Below are 16,567 nucleotides of genomic sequence, written 5' to 3'. Positions count from 1 at the left end.
CGGCTTGCTCATGACACCTCCTTGTAGGGCCTAGTGTGAGGCTCACGAGGTATCTAGGAAAGTGAGGGCGATTCACCCATCCTACGCGCTCATTGATGGATTCGGTTAGGGCACCGCTAGCCTGGGCAAGCCTGCGGCGCATCTTGCCGCAGGGGGATGCGCTCTGTGACGGTAACACGCCGTTAGGGTGGTGCTATGGGTAGGCTTTGATGTCGTCACTCGGGTATCGGCACCATCTGGCGAAGTCCTCGTCAGCGTGGCGCTCCAGCACGGCGTCGGGTTCGTTGCGGATGTTCCATGCGTAGTTAAGGTGGTGATACGCATGTGCCAGGTCGAGTTTCAGTTCGATTTCTTCGTAATCAGGGGCAAGTAGCGATTTCTCGATGGCCTCGAGCTGCTCTCGTGCATCCTGGATGTTCATCAGAACGATATGGCGTTGAATCATGTTGTGCTCCTGCGAGTTGTCACTTATCCGGGGCATGCCATGGCAAGGCAAGCTTGTCTGGCTTGGTCCGTTGGCCGCGCGAGTGGCAACGGTAAGCAGATACGGTGGCAAACTGGTTTAGCTGGCGTGCAGCAGGAACTCGGCAATCTGCTGCGCTTTGGCAATGCTGATGCCCTGTTTTTGATCGACGATCAGAGGGTGATCGTTTTCGCCATCCTGATGCAGGAACAGCAGCGGGCGTTGGCCGTCAGCCTGCACCACGACATCGCTTGCCAGCTCGCCCGCCGCCGGGTACCAGGGTACGGCATTGCATACCCAGCCGAAGAAACAGTCCCCGGCCACCGGGTTGTCGAAGGTTTCAACATAGCGTTCGAAACTCCGCTGCGAGACCGATACCCACAGCCCCCACAAAAACGGTTCTTTTACCCCGTGTATGGGCACTTCCAGCAGTGCCCGAATGAAATAATCGCAACCTTCGTCGTGCTTGATCATGCACAAATCGTCATCCAGATGGCCCATCGATGCCTTTTCTACCTCATTGAGGCAGGCGTAGTGATCCGGCGCGTTAAACGCATACGACGGTGACCCTTCGTGGATCTAGTTGCAGCAGGTGCATGTGAAAGCAAAGATGGCAGCCATATTGGGCGTGGAAACCTGATGTGTAAGAGAACGCGCTTAGCGCGCCTACATTGGGGTGGACGGGTTTGGCATGCCATGATATTGGCGTAGCATGGCCACTGGCAATGACATGGCGGGCCGCCTGTTGCCAGACCCCGCTTTGCCAAGCTCTCGGCATATCCAGAAAAAACGCTGCCTGATGATCGTCAGCGATGTCTGCCTACCGGTCTTGCGGCCAACCTTGTCGTTTGCCGCGCTGTTACAACGCATCTGCCTGTCTTGCGCCTTTCACACCCGCGTCATGCTGTCGTCACCGTGGCGTCTTACCGTAGCGGCTTCCTTTTTTGTTACCGGAGCTGTCTGCAATGAAACCCCTGTTTAGCCTGACGCTGGCCCTGGCGTGTTGTGCTACCGCTGCCCACGCGCAGCAGGCGGTGGAGGCCACGCTGGCCGGCCACGCCGTGGTGCCGTTCAATACCGTGGCCACGCCGCCGGCAGACGCAGGCGCCTTTTTTGCCACCTCGGGCAAGTTTGCCAACGGCAAGCGCGTGCGTAACGAGGTGCTGGGGTCGGAAGCGGCCAACACCTTTGTGGGCGACCCCAAATACCCGCGTGCGTCGGGTGGGGCGCTGCCGGTAAAGGGGCAGGCGGTACAGGGCTTTTCCGGCATCGCCATGCTGGACCGCAACCACTACCTGACGCTCACCGATAACGGCTTTGGCAACAAGATCAACTCGCAGGACGCGCTGCTGATGGTGCACCGCGTGGCGGTGGACTGGGCCAAGGGCAGTACCGCGCTGCAGCGGACGATCTTCCTGCACGACTCGGACCGCAAGGTGCCGTTTGCCATCCAGAACGAAGCCAGCGCCCAGCGCTACCTCACCGGTGTCGATTTCGACGTGGAGTCGCTGCAGCTGGTGGGCAAGGAGATGTGGATCGGCGACGAGTTCGGCCCCTACCTGATCCGCGCCGACCTGGACGGCAAGGTGCTGGCGGTGTACGAGACCAAGGTAGGCGACGTGGCCTACCGCTCGCCGGACCACTACCTGAACGGCCGCCTGGGCAACCTGCCTAGCGACAGCATTGGCAGCTGGAACGTGCGCCGCTCCGGCGGCTTCGAGCCGATGGCCAAAGCGCCGGACGGCAGCAAGCTGTACCCGGCGCTGGAATGGCCGGCTTTTGACGCCGCCAGCAAGGGCTTCGAGCGTGCGGCCAACGGCAAGACCTTCACCCGTATCTTCGAGTTTGACGTGGCGGCTGGCCGCTACACCGGCAAGCAGTGGAAGTACCCGTTCGAGCAGGACGGCAACGTGATGGCCGACTTCCAGCTGCTGGACGCCAGCACCGGCCTGCTGATCGAGCGCGACGACAGCAGCGAGGGCTTGGGCCAGGTGTGCCCCGGCGAGATGACGCGCACCGACTGCTTCAACAAGCCGGCGGCCTTCAAGCGCGTGTACAAGATCGACCTGGCGCAGGCCGACGCCGATGGCTTTGTGAAGAAGGTGGCCTATATCGACCTGACCCGCATTGCCGACCCCAAGCGCCTGTCACGCTACAGCGACGCCAACGGCCGCTTCGGCCTGCCGCACCTGGGGCCGGAAGGGCTGGTAGTGGTGGATGGTCACCACATCGTGCTGGTAAACGACAACAACTTCCCGTACTCGTCCGGCCGCCAGCTGGGTAAACCGGACGACAACGAGCTGACGCTGCTGGACATCCAGCCGCTGATCGACGCGCGTTAAGCCGGTGTCAGGTGCAAGGGCCGGGCTGCCAGCAGCCCGGCCCTTGTTGCGTGCGCCGCCCTCATTCCCGCCGCAGGCCTTTTAACGTTGGCCGCAAACATGACAGGGTGTTGCTTCGCCGGGCGGGTGCCGGATTTCACGAGGGCAACACCATGAAAAAGATACTGGCTTTACTGGGCCTACTGCCGCTGGCGGTACAGGCCGCCGTGCCGCTGCTGGACGGCGTGCAGTCGGCAGAAAACCAGCTGCTGACGCAGTCTGGCCGCTGGTTTGTCAGTGGTGAAAACGGCGTGTTCGAGGGGCATTTCGACGGGCGGGCGTATAGCAAGCAGCGGCTGACGGCACGGCTGCTGAACGGGCAGGCGCACCAGTGCTATTTTCTGGGCATGACCGAGCGCCAGGGCCGGCTGTACACGGTGTGCACCGACAACATACTGAACCCGCTGGCCACCAAGCGGCTGTTCGTGCTGAACCTGGCCGACCCGGCGGGCGAGCTGGAGGAGATGTTCAACCCCACCGACGTGGTGTTGCCCAACGGCATGGCCACGCTGCCGGATGGCAGCCTGTTGCTGGCCGATAGCGGCGCGCCGCTGCTGCCGGGCAAGTTGCTGCGCTTTACGGTGAATGCCCACGGCGCGGTGGATGGGCAGTCGGTGTATTACCGCTACGTGCTGAACAAGCCCAACGGCCTGAAGGTGGACGGCCAGCGCCTGTACGTGTCACTGAACCCGCTTACCTACGCCGGGCTGTCGCAGCTGCGTCGTTATACGCTGGGCGCCGCCGGGCCGCAGGACGGCGTGGTGCTGTTCAGCTCGTGGTGGTTTCTGGACGACTTTGCGCTGAGTAGCGACGGTGTGGTGGTGGCGGAGTTTCTGGGTAACCGTGTTGTGCACGTCAGCGAAAGCGGCCAACTGCTGCGCGAGGCGCGTGTGACGCAGCCGACTTCGGTGCAACTGTGGCGCGGGGCGGCGGTGCCGGCTGGCGATGTGACGGTGACCGAACGCGGCAGCGGCCGTCTGTTGCAGCTGCCCGGCTTTGGTGCCTGGCTGCGTTAGCCGCCGTGGCCCCGGCCGCGTGGCGGCGGCCGGGGTGGGGCATCGTTAGCGCTTATCTGGGCAGGCGGCGCAGCGGGTAGGGCGTAAGCTTGTCCGGGCGGGCTTTGCTCAGGTCACCGCTGCGGTCACCAAAAAACAACTGGCCGTTTCTGATGGCTACCAGGTCGTATTCGCCCATGTTCTGCATCAGGCTGGGTACAAAGCCGCAGCCTTGTTGCACCAGCGGTAGCGGCTGGCCTTGTCGCAGGCGGCAGCCCTGGTCGGCAAACAGCTGCACGCCGGCGGGCGAGTCGGCGATCAGCATGCGGATGTCGGCCGGGAAGATGCCTTCGATGGCGTCGGGTACTTTCACCGCGCTGGCGCCCAGCAGGTAAGGGCCACCCACGTTCAGGTGGAACAGCGGCTGGGTGGCGGCGGCATCGGCGTACACCTTGAACAGCACGCCCCAGCGTTTGGCGGTGATGATGAACTGGCGGGTGACGTAAACCTTGTCGTAGGCTTCGGGCGCCACGCTGGCCCACTTGCCGACGATATCGCGCCGTAGCGTGTGGCTGTCGATGGCGGTATCGGCAGCGGCGGGCAGGGCCAGGGTGGCCAGCAGCAGGGCAAAGCAGCTTGTCTTCATGGTTCGGGTCCTGTCGGGTTGAGAAACGGGCAAGTGGTTGCTTGCCCGCGCCCAGCTTAGGCGGGCCGTTACGACGTTATTAACGAAGTGGCACCCTCACGCAGAAGGCTTATTGAAGTGATGATGGCATTCGATGCGTATAAATTTGGCTGGTGTTGAACGTAGCGTGCGGTCATCCCTACTGGTGCGATGGCGCCCGTCGGCGTAGCCTGTCAGGTCTTTCCTTTTGTTGCCCTTGCCATGTCCAGCCCTGCGTCGTCCCCCGTGTTGTCCTTGCGTCACCATCGCCCGTTCTGGCATTTCTGGACCGCGCGCCTGCTGCTGACCGGTGGCTTCCAGATCATGGGGGTGGCGGTAGGCTGGCAGATGTACACCCTTACCGGCAGCGCGCTGGACCTGGGCCTGGTGGGGCTGCTGCAGTTCCTGCCGCGCATCTTGCTGGTGCTGGTTACCGGTACGGTGGCCGACCGCTACCCGCGCCAGCGCATCGTGGCCATCAGCATGCTGCTGCAGGCGCTGGCGGCAGCCACCATGCTGATGGCCAATAGTGGCGTGGGCCTGGCGGTCAGCCGCGAGCTGATCTTCGGCCTGTCGTTGCTGATCGGCACTTGCCGCGCCTTCGACATGCCCACCATGCAGTCCATCCTGCCCAATATCGTGCCGCCCGCCTTGCTGCCGCAGGCGGTAGCGGCGGCGGCCTCGGCCAACGAGATGGCTACCATCGTGGCGCCGGCGCTGGGCGGCCTGCTGTTTGCCTTTGGCGCGCCGCTTACCTACGGTCTGAATACGTTGATGTTTGTGGCCGGCGTGGTGCTGGTGCTGGGCCTGCCGCTGCCGCCGCACGTGGCTGACAGCCGCAAGGTGAGCATGGATTCGCTGCTGGCGGGTATCCGCTTTATCCGCAGCCGGCCGGATATTCTGGGGGCCATCTCGTTGGACCTGTTTGCCGTGCTGCTGGGCGGCGCGGTGGCCTTGCTGCCGGTGTTTGCCGCCGACATCCTGCACACCGGCCCGTGGGGCCTGGGCCTGCTGCGCGCGGCGCCGGCGGTGGGCGCGCTGGCGATGTCGGTCTGGCTGATGCGCCACCCGGTACAGCGCAAGGTTGGCCGCACGCTGTTTGCGTCGGTGGCGGTGTTTGGCCTGGCCACCATCGGCTTTGGTTTGTCCACCCACTTTTTACTGTCGCTGGCGGCGCTGATGGTACTGGGCGCGTCCGACATCATCAGCGTGGTGATCCGCGGCACGCTGGTTCAGCTGGAAACGCCGGACGACATGCGCGGCCGCGTCAATGCCGTCAACTCGCTGTTTATCGGCGCCTCCAACCAGCTGGGCGAGTTCGAATCCGGCGTGACCGCCCACCTGTTCGGTACCGTGCCGGCGGTGGTGCTGGGCGGTGCCGGTACGCTGCTGGTGGTGGTGCTGTGGATGCGCTGGTTCCCGTCGTTGGCGCAGCGTGACACGCTGGAAGCCCGGCCGGGCTAAGCCGGCCGGGTCAGGGTAGGGCCCTAGTCGTGCGGCAGGGCCTGCACCGCGTAACCGCCGCGCTGGCGTTGCTGCCACCACAGCACGGCAAACACCACGCTGAGGATGGCCGGCAGCAGGCTGAGCTGGCGCAGCGCGGTGGCGGTGTCGCTGCTATCCATCATTTGCCCCACCACCGGCAGCGCCACCATCACCGACAGCATGCCGGCGCCGCCCATCAGGTTCAGCAGCAGCGCGCCGCCACGCGGAAACTGCTCGCTGGTGATGGCCAGCATGGTGGGCCAGAAGAAGGTCTTGCCCACACCGAACAGCGTAGCGCCCAACAAGGCGGCGCTACCGGCCCAGGCTGCATCGGCCGACAAATGCCCCAGTGTGGCCAAGCCCGCCAGCGACAGCAGCGCGCTGCAGGTGAGGATGGCGTACGGCGACAGGCGCTGGAACAGCCAGCCGGCGGCGTACTGGCGCAGCACGAACATCAGGCCGGCGGTATACACCAGGAACAGGATGGTATTGCTACCCAGCGCCGGCAGCAGGTCGGCCATGATCTTGGCAAACCACTGGTCCGGTGCCAGCTCGGTGGCGGCGGTCAGCCACATCAGCGCGAACAGCAGCAGGAACAGCGGGCGGCGCGTTTCGGCCAGCATCTGCCCGGTGCTGACACTGGCGCTGACCCGTTCGGTAGGCGGGTAGTGCAGCGGGGCGATCAGCAGCAGGTAGGCCACCACCGGCACCGCCACGCTGAGCAGCCGCAGCTGCCAGCCAAGACCCAGCTGGCCCATGCCCCAGGCTACCAGCCCGCCCAAGATCAGGCCGCATGGCCACCAGGCGTGTAGCTTGTGCAGCATGCGGCGCTTGTCGTGGCGGTACAGCGTGGCCACCAGCGGGTTGGTGACGCCCTCCACCACGCCCTGGGCGATGCCGGTCAGCAAAAAGCCCAGGTACAGCACGGTGCTGCCGGTGCTGGCAAACAGGCTGCCGTCAGGGTTGGCCGCCGCCGGCACCGGCGCCAGCAAAATCAGCGCGATGCCGCCCAGGTAGCCGGCGCCAGACAGCAGGTGCAGCCGCTTCATGCCCACTACGTCCACGATCAGGCCGCATACCAGGATGCCCAGGGTAAAACCCCAGAACACCGACGACATGGTCAGGCCGATCAGGGCGTTGTTCAGCCCGTAGTCGGCCGCCACCGGTTGCAGGATGTCGGCACGGATGGAAAAGATCATCGACGTCACCATGATGGAAAGACAGCTGGCAACAAACAGGCGTGATGTGGCGTTCATGCGGCGTCTCCTGCAACGGCGGTGTCGACGTGGGCAAACAGGTACACCAGGCAAAAGCCGTCCATCGGCATTACCGGGTTACTCCAGATCATGCGGGTGTGGCGGCCCTGTTCGCCGAACACGGCGGCCAGCAGGTCCGAGGCGCCATCCAGCGCACGTGGGTGCTCGGTGTAGCCCTCGGCCACGTTCAGCACGCCCTCCAGCCGGAAGATGCGGCGCACGCGGCTCAGCTCGCCCACCGCCTGTTTCAGCTGGGCGATGGCGTTCAGCGCCGCCAGCTGGCAGGCGGCATAGCCCTGGTCGATGTCCAGCTCCTGGCCCAGGCGGCCGCGGTACAGCAGCTGGCCGTCGCGCCAGGGGAACTGGCCCGAGGTCATGAAAGTGCGCTCCACAATGCACCAGGGCACGTAGTTGCCCAGCGCCGGCGCCGGGCTGGGCAGGGTCAGCCCCATCGCTGCCAGACGGGCCTCGGGGGTGGGGACGGAATGTGGCATGTTCTCCTCCTGTTTCTTCTGTGTGGTGTTGCGGGCTAAGGCCTTAGCTGCCCAGGGTTGGCCGCAGCCAGCCGGCCAGGGTGTCGGGGTGGGCGGCCAGCCAGGCTTCTGCGGCCTGGTCTTCGCTTTGCCCTTCGCGGTTGATGGCGTAATCCAGCGTGGCCACGATGCGGTTATCCAGCCGGATGTTGTCCAGCACCTGTAGCTGGGCCGGGGTCAGCCGCGACAGGCGGTCGCTGCGCGCCAGCAGTACGGCGCGGTCGGTGCCGCCCAGCAGGCCTTTCGGGTCTTGCAGCTCGCGGATGCGGTAGCGCGCGTGCAGGAACTGCGGGTGCCACAGCGGCACCACCACCCACCGCTGCGCCGCTACCGCTTGCTCGAAGGTGTCGAAGCATTGCTGCTGGGTCCCGGTCTGGAAGCGGTAGCCGGCGGCGCTCAGGCCGTACTCGTCCATCATGCGCAGCGAAAAACGGGTAATGCCGGCGCCGGGGCCGATGCCCTGGATCAGCGGCGTCATGCGCTGGCGCACCTCGGGCTTCAGCAGGTCGGCCACGCTACCGACCACGTCGGCTGGTACGTAGTCGGGCACGCCCCACAGCGCGTACGGCTGGTAGTGCAGGCCCAGCTCGCGGGTGATGACTACTTCGTGCACGCGGTTCTGGTACACGCCGTGGCTGTACGGCAGCCAGGCCGAGGCCAGCAGGTCGATGTCGCCGTTGCGCAGGCGCTCGAAGTTGGCCTCGTGCAGCGCGTAGCTGCGCTGTACGCGGTAGCCCAGCCGGGTGAGCACTGCCACCACCACGGCGGCGGTGGCGCGGTGGAAACTGAGGTCGGTCACGCCCAGCCGCAGCGGCGGGGTCTCGGCGGCGGCCAGCGGCAGCGCCGGCAGCAGGGCGGTGGTGGCGGCCAGCTTCAGCCACTGGCGGCGGCTGGCAGCCGGCAGGCGGCGTGGCGGCTTCATGGCGCGATCTCCAGCTGCGGCATCGGTTCGCCGACGATGCGGTCGTCGGGCGAGCAGGGGAAGATCAGCTCGATGGTGACGCCATTGGGGTCTTGCAGGAACAGCTGGTGTTCGTTGATTTCCGGTACCACGCGTTCGCGGAACGGTTGGCCCAGCGCCAGCAGGTGCTGCTGGGTGGCAGCCAGCTCGCTGCCACCCAGCGATACGTGGTCCAGGCAGCCACTGCCACTGCCACTGCCGGTGTCGCGGCTGCCCAGATAGGCTTCCAGCTGGTCTTGCTTGTCGCCCACTTCGGCGATGTGCAGTACTGGCTGGCTGCCGGCGTACAGCCAGGCGCCGGGAAAGCGGAAGGCCGGGCGCGGGCCGGGGGCCAGCCCGATCACGTGCTGATAGAAGGCGACGGTGGCCGCTACTGCCGGGGTACGCAAGGTGAAATGATCCAGTCGCTGGATGCTCATGACAGACTCCTGTGAGTGGCCGGGCACGCAGCACGCACCCGGCAGGGCGCCCGGCCCGGTGCCGGGCTCGGGCAAAAGAGGGGGGCTTACAGCCGGGTGATCACGCTGTCGGCCGGCAGCCGCGATTTGGGCAGCGCGGCGTTGAAGTCGTCGGCAGCGCGGTAGCCCAGCGCCACGATCACCGACGGCACCAGCCCGTGCTGGCGCAGGCCCAGCGCCTCCTCCAGCGCCACCGCGTCGAAGCCCTCGATCGGGCAGGCGTCGATCTCCATTGCAGCCACGCCCAGTAGCAGCATGCCCAGCGCCAGGTACACCTGCTTTTCCATCCAGTGCACGCTGTCGCGCAGCTGGAAGCGGTGGGCGTTGACGAAGTGGCTGCGGCCCCGGTGTTGGCCTTCGCGCGCCTCGGCGTTGGCAAAGCGGCCGTCCTGGTCTTCTTGTGCCAGTACCTGTAGCAGGTGGCTGTCGTCGATCTGGGCGCGGGTGCACAGCACCACCACGTGCGAGGCGCGGCGGATCTTGGCGTCGTTAAAGCTGTAAAAGCCCTGGGTGGCCTGCGCGATGCGCGCCTTGCCCTCGTCGCTGCCGGCCAGGATGAAGTGCCACGGCTGGGCGTTGGTGGACGAAGGGCTGTAGCGCAGCAGGGTTTCGATTTGCGCCAGCTGCGCGGCGTCCAGCCGGCGCTCGGGGTCGAAGGCTTTGGTGGTATGGCGGCGGTACAGGTAAGGGGTGATGTCCATGGTGTGGTTCTCGTGGTCAGGCCTGGTTGGCAGGCGGGGTATAGGGCGGGTAGCGGGTGTAGCCGTCGGCCTGGCCGCCAAACAGCGCGGCGGGGTCGAAGTCGGCCAGCGGCCAGCCGTGTTGCAGCCGGGCCGGCAGGTCGGGGTTGGCGATGAAGGGGCGGCCAAAGGCCACCAGGTTGGCCAGCTTGCTGGCCAGCATGGTTTCGGCGCGGGCGGCGTCGTAACGGCCGGCCACGATCAGCGTGCCGGCAAAGCGCTGGCGTAGCGCCTGGCGGAACAGCAGGTCCACTTGCGGCGCATCGTCCCAGTCGGCTTCGGACAGGTGCAGGTAGCCCACGCCCAGCTTGTCCAGCTGCACGGCGGCTTCCAGGATGGTGGGGATGATGTCCGGGCAGGCCATGCCGCGCGCGGTGATGTAGGGCGCCAGCCGCACGCCGGTACGCGCCGCCCCGACGGCACCGGCTACGGCGCGGCAGACTTCCAGCAGGAAGGTCAGCCGTGCGCGGCGGCTGCCGCCGTAGCGGTCCTGGCGCTGGTTGGACGTGCTGCGCAGGAACTGGTCGATCAGGTAGCCGTTGCCGGCGTGGATTTCCACGCCGTCGAAACCGGCGGCCATGGCGTTCAGCGCCGCCTGGCGGTAGTCGGCCACGATGTCGGCAATTTCGCCGCTGTCCAGCGCGCGCGGTGTCGGGCAGTCCAGCATCTGGCCCTGGCCGTTGGCGTCGGCCACCCACACCTGGGCTTGCGGCGGCAGTGCCGACGGCGCCACCGGCAGGCCGCCGTCGTGGAACACCGGGTGCGACATGCGGCCAACGTGCCACAGTTGCAGCACGATACGGCCGCCGGCGGCGTGCACGGCGTCGGTCACGCCGCGCCAGCCGTCGATCTGCGCCTGGCTGTAAATGCCGGGGGTAAAACTGTAGCCCTGGCCCTGGCGCGAAATCTGCGTGGCCTCGCTGATGATCAGGCCGGCGCTGGCGCGCTGGGCGTAGTACTCGGCCATCAGGGCGTTTGGTACGTCGCCGGGCTGGTCGGTGCGACAGCGCGTCATCGGCGCCATTACGATGCGGTTGGGCAGCGGCAGGGCCGGGTGGTCAAGCGGGGAAAACAAGGTAATGTCTGGCATGGGGCACGCTCCGGTAAGGGTTTCCTGCCGGGCAGGAAAACGGTGCTGCTATCATTGCCTTGCATGAAAATTTGAAAAACCGCGCTGCATTGCAAGCACTTGTGAAGGATTTTTGAAAATGAAGGCGCTGCAGGATCTGGAAATCTTTGTGCTGACCAGCGAAACCGGCAGCCTGTCGGCGGCGGCGCGGCGGCTGGACCTGACCCCGGCGGCCACCAGCGCGGCGCTGAAGCGGCTGGAAGCCGAGCTGGGTGCCGCACTGTTCGTGCGCTCTACCCGCAGCCTGCGCCTGACGCCGCAAGGCGAGCTGTTCCTGGCGCATTGCCGCCAGGCGCTGGCCACGCTGGCTGCCGGCCGCGACGCCCTGGCCGGCGACGGCAGCCTGCACGGCACGCTGCAGCTGTCGTTGCCGTCCGACCTGGGGCGGCATCAGCTGCTGGGCTGGCTGGACGATTTTCAGCAGCGCCACCCCGGCGTGACGCTGCGGGTGCAGCTGTCCGACCGGCTGGCGGATGTCTACCGCCAGCCGGTAGACCTGGCCATCCGTTACGGGGTGCCGGGCGATTCCAGCCTGATTGCGGTGCCGCTGGCGGCCGACAACCGCCGCATCCTGTGCGCGGCGCCGGCCTACCTGCAGCGGGCCGGTGTGCCGCAGCAGCCGGACGATCTGCGCCAGCACAATTGCCTGTGCTTCCAGCTGGGCGAACAGGTGCACCAGCGCTGGCAGTTTTTCCGTTATGGTGTGGCGCACAGCGTGCAGGTCAGCGGCAACCGCGTGTCGGACGACGGCGACGCAGTGCGGCACTGGGCGCTGGCCGGTTACGGTATCGTCTACAAATCGGCGCTGGACGTGCTGCCCGACCTGCACGCCGGCCGCCTGGTGGCGCTGTGCCAGCCATGGCTGGGCGAGCCGGCACCGCTGCACATGATGTGTGCCGACCGCCGCCAGCTGAACCCGGTGGTGCAGGCCTTGCGCCAGTACCTGGGCCAGCGCCTGCAGCAATTCATCACCCAGTACTGCGCTGGCCAGCCGGCCACGCCGCCAACCGAGGGAGCACCATGACCACGCTTCACCCCGCACTGGCTACCTGGCTGGCCCAAGTCAACGCCATTCAGGCCCAAAGGTTGGCCGCCGGCCAGCAAACCACGCCCATCAGCGCGCGCGAGGCGCTGGCCGGGCTGATCGCCGCCATGGTGCCGCCCGGCCCCGCCTTACCGTGGGTGCACGAGGCGATGGTGCCCGGCGACTACCCGGTGCCGGTACGCGCCTACCACCCGGCGCCGGACACGCCGCTGCCGCTGCTGGTGTACTGCCACGGTGGCGGCCACATGGCCGGCAGCGTCAGCAGCTACGACCCGCTGTGCCGCCGCCTGGCGCAGGCCACGCAGCACGTGGTGGTGTCGGTGGAATACCGGCTGGCACCCGAATGCCCGTACCCGGCGGCGCTGCACGACGTGTGCACCGTGCTGCGCGGCGTGCGGCCAACCTTGCTGGCGCGCGGCGCCCGGCTGGCCGATAGCGCGCCGGTGCTGGCCGGCGATTCCGGCGGCGCCGCGCTGGCCGCCACGGTGGCGCAGTGGGCGCAGCACGATGCCAGCCTGGCGATTCGGGCCTTGCAGCTGATCTACCCCAGCGTCGACTACACGCTGACGCAGCCGTCCATCCGGCGGCTGGGGCAGGGCTATCTGCTGGAGGCCGAGCGCATCGGCTGGTACTTCGAGCATTACTTCCGCCTGGGCGGCGACCGCGTGGCGGCGTCGCCGTTGCTGGGCGAGGTGTCGGCGCAGCACGTGCCGACGCAGATTCTCACCGCCGGCTACGACCCGCTGCACGACGAGGGCCTGGCCTACGCCCGCAAGCTGGCCGCCGCCGGCGTGGCGGTGGATTACCACTGCGCTGCCGACCAGATCCACGCCTACCTGCTGCTGGAAGCGCTGGTGCCGGACGCCTGCGCCGACGCCTACCGGCGCATGGCCGGCTTTGTGAACGGCAGCGCTTTACACACCGCACCGCCCGTGGTGTGATGCGGGCCTTTCAACAAGGGGGGCGAAAATGCGCTACGGGAAAGAAGGCGGGCTGGTGTACAGCACCGAGCATGGCCAGATGTGCCCCGGCTGCCGTCAGCCACAAGCTGCCTGCCGCTGCGGCACGCAGACGGTACCGGCTGGTGACGGCGTGGTGCGGGTAAGCTGCCAGCGCAAGGGGCGCGCTGGCAAGACGGTAACGCTGGTACGTGGCGTGCCGCTGGCGGCCGATGCCTTGGCCACGCTGGGCAAGCAGCTGCGTAGCGCTTGCGGTAGCGGTGGCACGGTGAAGGACGGCGATATCGAGATTCAGGGCGACCACGTGGACACGGTGCTGGCCAGCTTGGCCGCGCTGGGTTACACGGTGAAGCGCAGCGGCGGCTGAGGCACTGTGCCGCAGCGATCCCGACGCAGCAGGCCCCTGTCATGCCGACAGGGGCCTGGCCGTTATGGGCTGTCGCTCTGCGTGATGGCGGGGGCCGGCTGCAGCGTTACGCACAGCCCGCCTTCCGGCCGGTTGTGCCACGCCAGCTGCAGGCCGTGCAGGCGGGCGATGCGGCCAACGATGGACAGCCCCAGGCCGCTACCGCTGGCGTCTTGCCCCGGCGGGCGGTAGAAGCGTTCGCCAATGCGCGCCAGGTGTTCGTCGGCGATGCCGGGGCCGTTATCCAGCACTTGCAGCTGTTGCGGGCTGATCTGCAATTGCACCTGGCTGCCGGGCGGGCTGTAGCGCACCGCGTTGTCCAGCAGGTTGCGCAGCAACAGCTGCAGCAGGCTGGCGTCGCCGTCGGTCAGCGGGCCGCTGGTGGCCAGTTGCAGCTCGATGCGGGTAGCGCGCTGTGCTGCCGCGGCGGCCACTTCGGCCACGGCGTTTTCGGCAATGGCCGGCCAGGATAACGGCGCAAATGGCAGCGTTTGTTGCTGCTCCAGCCGCGATAGCGCCAGCAGCTCGTCTACCAGGTGGCTGGCGCGGTCCACGCTGGCCAGCACCTTGCCGATGGCAGCCTGCCGTGCCGCCGGGTCGTCCAGCAGCTGCACCAGTTCGGCCTGTACCCGCAAGCCGGCCAGCGGGCTGCGCAGCTCGTGCGCGGCGTCGGCAGTAAAGCGGCGTTCGTGCTGCAGCGTGTTGGCCACGCGGGCGATCAGCTGATTCATGGCGTCGATCAGTGGCCGGATTTCGCTGGGCACGTCGGTGGAGAGCGGGCTGTCGTCGTCGGTGCGGCGCTGTTGCAGCTGGGCGCGGATGTCGGCCAGCGGGCGCAGGCTGCGCCCCAGTGCCCACCAGATGGCCAGCATGGCCAGCGGCAGGATCAGCAGCCACAGCAGCTGCGCCAGCAGCAGGCCGCGCATCAGCTCCCAGCGTTCGCTTTCTTCCTGCGCCACCGCCACGGTGCCCTGCGCGCCGCTGTAGTAATAGACGCGCCAGATTTCCTGGTCGTGCAGGCTGGTGACAAAACCGGTAAAGCCGGGGCGCGGCGTGAGCTGCATGCCGTCGGTGTCGGCTACCAGCGGTCGCGCCTGGCTATCCCAGATGGCGACGGCCTGGTGGTCGGCGTTTTCTTCGTGTTGCACATCGGTGCTGCCGTTCTTCAGTTGCGGCAGCGTGTGGTACAGCTGGCGGGCAAACAGCTGCTGTTGTTCGTCGTACAGCTCGGACACTTCGTGGTGCGCCAGCAGGCCCACCAGCAGGCAGGCCAGCAGCCACAGCGGGGTGATGGTTTTCAGCAGCTGGCGGCCAACTATGCCGCGCAGGCTGCTGCTCATGCCTCGTCCCCCAGCGTGTAGCCCAGGCCACGGCGGGTCTTGATCAGCTCGCTGCCCAGTTTTTTGCGCAGGTGGTGGATGTGGACTTCCACCGCGTTGCTTTCCACTTCGTGCGCCCAGTCGTACAGCTTTTCTTCGATCTGGGCCCGGCTCAGCACGCGGCCCTTGTTGTTGAGCAGCAGTTCCAGCAGCGTCAGCTCGCGTGCGGCCAACTCCACCGGCTGGCCGTCCAGCAGCACGCGGCGGGCCGCCGGGTCCAGGCTGAGGCGGCCGTGTTGCAGCAGCGGGCCGGCCTGGCCGCTGCGGCGGCGCAGCAGGGCGCGCAGGCGGGCGGCCACTTCGCCCAGGGCAAACGGTTTCACCAGGTAGTCGTCGCCACCGCTGTCCAGGCCGCGGATGCGGTCGTCCACCGCGTCGCGCGCAGTCAGGATCAGCACCGGCAGCGCATGGCCGTGGCGGCGCCAGCTGGCCAGTACGTCCAGCCCGTCCACGCCGGGCAGGCCCAGGTCGAGGATGGCGGCGTCGTAGGGGGCAGCGTCGGGGCCGCGCAGCGCCAGCTTGCCGTCGCGCAGCCAGTCGCAGCTGAAACCGAGGGCGGTGAGGCCGGCTTGCAGGCCGTCGCCGATCAGCGGGTCGTCTTCGATGATCAGAATGCGCATGGGGTATCCGTCAGCAGGTGATGGCGGCAGTGTACTGCGTCACTGGCGCCAGGTCTTGTAGCCGGTGACCATGGCGCGTACCAGGTTCACCTTTTCCAGCTTGCTCATCACGATGGCGGCGGCCGCGTGCAGGCCTACGGCCAGCATCAGGGTATTGGCCAGGCCTTCGTGCAGTTCTTCCAGCCAGTCTTCGCCCCAGTAGGTGTCGGTGCCCATCAGGTAGCCGGTAGCGCCCAGCGACAGCACCAGCGCCATCAGCGCCAGCATCATCAGCGCCCCCAGCGGGTTGTGGCCAACGCTGTGCGGCAGGGTGCCGGCACGCAGCTGCTGCAGGTGGTGGCGCAGGCGCGACGGGGTGGGGAAGAAGCTGGCAAAGCGGGCGTGCCGGCTGCCGACAAAGCCCCACACCAGGCGGAACAACACCAGGCCGCTGGCCATGTAGCCGGCCCAACGGTGTGGCGGGTCACCTTCTTCCAGCAGCAGGAAGTTGGCCAGTACGCAGGCCACCAGGCTCCAGTGGAACAGGCGCACCAGCGGGTCCCACACGTATTGGCGGCGCGGGGTAGCGGTGAGGTTTTCCATGGTGATCTCCATCAATAAAAACGCCTGCCGGGCAGGCCGGCAGGCCAGGCCAGGCCAGGACCGTTTAGTCTTCGATGTCGGTTTTAACCGGCGCGCCGCTTACCGGGTCGAAGTAGATTTCCACTTTCTTGCCGTCCTTGTTTTTGCCGTAGATCTCGTAGCAGTTACCGGAGACCTTGAACTTCTTGATCTGGTAGCCCTCGGCGGTCAGTTTTTTCTTGAAGTCGGCTTCTTTCTGCCATTTGTCTTTCGGCTGGGGTTTGCACTCGGCCCCGGCGAGGGCAACGTTGGAGGCAAAGGCGGCGATCAGGGCAACAGCAAACAGTTTTTTCATGGTGACGCTCCGTGTAGACCCCTGCTGGAGTGCAGGTACAGGGTGATTAAAGCAAACCAGCCTTAACGCCTCCTTATGCCTGTCGGATTGGTGTGCGTGGTGGCGCAGCGCGGGTGCCTGCGGCAAGCGGACGTGCCCGGCAGCCAGCGTAAATCGGGCCCGGCATAACAAAAAAAT

At 66.7% G+C, this 16,567-nt stretch carries 19 protein-coding genes; 6 read left to right on the top strand and 13 right to left on the bottom strand.

What is annotated here, in order from left to right; translation table 11 throughout:
- Positions 1-193 precede the first annotated feature (193 nt).
- A complete protein-coding gene (locus FLQ03_RS00640; RefSeq protein ID WP_144373525.1) occupies positions 194-445 on the bottom strand; it encodes a hypothetical protein in 252 nt (83 codons plus the stop codon).
- Between the two features lie 117 nt (positions 446-562).
- The gene (locus FLQ03_RS00635) at positions 563-1,042 is read right to left on the bottom strand and encodes a DUF2199 domain-containing protein (protein WP_206210812.1); all 480 of its coding nucleotides are present in this window, start codon (positions 1,040-1,042) and stop codon (positions 563-565) included.
- Between the two features lie 386 nt (positions 1,043-1,428).
- On the opposite strand from FLQ03_RS00635, the gene FLQ03_RS00630 reads away from it, so the two are divergent.
- Together FLQ03_RS00630 and FLQ03_RS00625 are read left to right on the top strand one after the other, a co-directional pair.
- Positions 1,429-2,805: an esterase-like activity of phytase family protein gene (locus tag FLQ03_RS00630; RefSeq protein ID WP_144373524.1), complete on the top strand. Its 1,377-nt coding sequence runs from the start codon at positions 1,429-1,431 to the stop codon at positions 2,803-2,805.
- Positions 2,806-2,957: 152 nt separating this feature from the next.
- Complete coding sequence (locus FLQ03_RS00625; RefSeq protein WP_144373523.1) at positions 2,958-3,860, top strand: SMP-30/gluconolactonase/LRE family protein; 903 nt, start codon at positions 2,958-2,960, stop codon at positions 3,858-3,860.
- Between the two features lie 52 nt (positions 3,861-3,912).
- Here the strand turns inward: FLQ03_RS00625 and FLQ03_RS00620 are convergent, their stop codons facing one another.
- The gene (locus FLQ03_RS00620; protein WP_144373522.1) at positions 3,913-4,485 is read right to left on the bottom strand and encodes a hypothetical protein; all 573 of its coding nucleotides are present in this window, start codon (positions 4,483-4,485) and stop codon (positions 3,913-3,915) included.
- Between the two features lie 240 nt (positions 4,486-4,725).
- On the opposite strand from FLQ03_RS00620, the gene FLQ03_RS00615 reads away from it, so the two are divergent.
- Entirely contained in the window at positions 4,726-5,967 is a 1,242-nt protein-coding gene (locus FLQ03_RS00615) for an MFS transporter (RefSeq protein ID WP_144373521.1), read from the top strand.
- Positions 5,968-5,990: 23 nt separating this feature from the next.
- On the opposite strand, the gene FLQ03_RS00610 is transcribed toward FLQ03_RS00615, so the two are convergent.
- The 6 genes from FLQ03_RS00610 to FLQ03_RS00585 all read right to left on the bottom strand — a co-directional run bounded on the left by FLQ03_RS00610 (position 5,991) and on the right by FLQ03_RS00585 (position 11,026).
- Positions 5,991-7,244: an MFS transporter gene (locus FLQ03_RS00610; RefSeq protein ID WP_144373520.1), complete on the bottom strand. Its 1,254-nt coding sequence runs from the start codon at positions 7,242-7,244 to the stop codon at positions 5,991-5,993.
- The gene (locus FLQ03_RS00605) at positions 7,241-7,738 is read right to left on the bottom strand and encodes an Atu1372/SO_1960 family protein (protein ID WP_144373519.1); all 498 of its coding nucleotides are present in this window, start codon (positions 7,736-7,738) and stop codon (positions 7,241-7,243) included. The genes FLQ03_RS00610 and FLQ03_RS00605 overlap by 4 nt, the downstream gene beginning before the upstream one ends.
- Positions 7,739-7,781: 43 nt before the next feature.
- Positions 7,782-8,699 (bottom strand): glycine betaine ABC transporter substrate-binding protein, encoded by a 918-nt coding sequence (locus tag FLQ03_RS00600; RefSeq protein WP_144373518.1) that lies wholly within the window; start codon positions 8,697-8,699, stop codon positions 7,782-7,784.
- On the bottom strand, positions 8,696-9,157 hold the full coding sequence (locus FLQ03_RS00595) for a VOC family protein (protein WP_144373517.1): 462 nt from the start codon (positions 9,155-9,157) through the stop codon (positions 8,696-8,698). The genes FLQ03_RS00600 and FLQ03_RS00595 overlap by 4 nt, the downstream gene beginning before the upstream one ends.
- Positions 9,158-9,243: 86 nt before the next feature.
- Positions 9,244-9,897, bottom strand: a complete 654-nt coding sequence (nfsB, locus tag FLQ03_RS00590) for an oxygen-insensitive NAD(P)H nitroreductase (RefSeq protein WP_144373516.1) — start codon at positions 9,895-9,897, stop codon at positions 9,244-9,246.
- A 16-nt stretch (positions 9,898-9,913) separates the two neighbouring features.
- A complete protein-coding gene (locus FLQ03_RS00585) occupies positions 9,914-11,026 on the bottom strand; it encodes an alkene reductase (protein WP_144373515.1) in 1,113 nt (370 codons plus the stop codon).
- A gap of 118 nt (positions 11,027-11,144) precedes the next feature.
- Here FLQ03_RS00585 and FLQ03_RS00580 point away from each other — a divergent pair, with 118 nt between their 5' ends.
- The 3 genes from FLQ03_RS00580 to FLQ03_RS00570 are packed head-to-tail and all read left to right on the top strand — an operon-like array spanning position 11,145 to position 13,436.
- A complete protein-coding gene (locus FLQ03_RS00580) occupies positions 11,145-12,089 on the top strand; it encodes a LysR family transcriptional regulator (RefSeq protein WP_144373514.1) in 945 nt (314 codons plus the stop codon).
- A complete protein-coding gene (locus tag FLQ03_RS00575; RefSeq protein ID WP_240802171.1) occupies positions 12,086-13,051 on the top strand; it encodes an alpha/beta hydrolase in 966 nt (321 codons plus the stop codon). The genes FLQ03_RS00580 and FLQ03_RS00575 overlap by 4 nt, the downstream gene beginning before the upstream one ends.
- 28 nt (positions 13,052-13,079) lie before the next feature.
- The gene (locus FLQ03_RS00570) at positions 13,080-13,436 is read left to right on the top strand and encodes a translation initiation factor Sui1 (RefSeq protein ID WP_144373513.1); all 357 of its coding nucleotides are present in this window, start codon (positions 13,080-13,082) and stop codon (positions 13,434-13,436) included.
- A gap of 62 nt (positions 13,437-13,498) precedes the next feature.
- On the opposite strand, the gene FLQ03_RS00565 is transcribed toward FLQ03_RS00570, so the two are convergent.
- The 4 genes from FLQ03_RS00565 to FLQ03_RS00550 form a co-directional block, all read right to left on the bottom strand.
- Entirely contained in the window at positions 13,499-14,815 is a 1,317-nt protein-coding gene (locus FLQ03_RS00565) for an ATP-binding protein (protein ID WP_144373512.1), read from the bottom strand.
- Complete coding sequence (locus tag FLQ03_RS00560; RefSeq protein ID WP_144373511.1) at positions 14,812-15,474, bottom strand: response regulator; 663 nt, start codon at positions 15,472-15,474, stop codon at positions 14,812-14,814. Before FLQ03_RS00560 ends, FLQ03_RS00565 begins: the two co-directional genes overlap by 4 nt.
- Positions 15,475-15,513: 39 nt before the next feature.
- The gene (locus FLQ03_RS00555) at positions 15,514-16,056 is read right to left on the bottom strand and encodes a cytochrome b/b6 domain-containing protein (RefSeq protein ID WP_144373510.1); all 543 of its coding nucleotides are present in this window, start codon (positions 16,054-16,056) and stop codon (positions 15,514-15,516) included.
- Positions 16,057-16,120: 64 nt separating this feature from the next.
- Positions 16,121-16,390, bottom strand: a complete 270-nt coding sequence (locus FLQ03_RS00550) for a PepSY domain-containing protein (RefSeq protein WP_144373509.1) — start codon at positions 16,388-16,390, stop codon at positions 16,121-16,123.
- Positions 16,391-16,567: the final 177 nt, after the last annotated feature.

This window comes from Vogesella urethralis (assembly GCF_007644045.2).
In the GTDB taxonomy this organism is placed as follows: domain Bacteria; phylum Pseudomonadota; class Gammaproteobacteria; order Burkholderiales; family Chromobacteriaceae; genus Vogesella; species Vogesella urethralis.
Note: the sequence above shows the minus strand (reverse complement) of the source record. Positions and strands in the feature narration are given on the sequence as shown.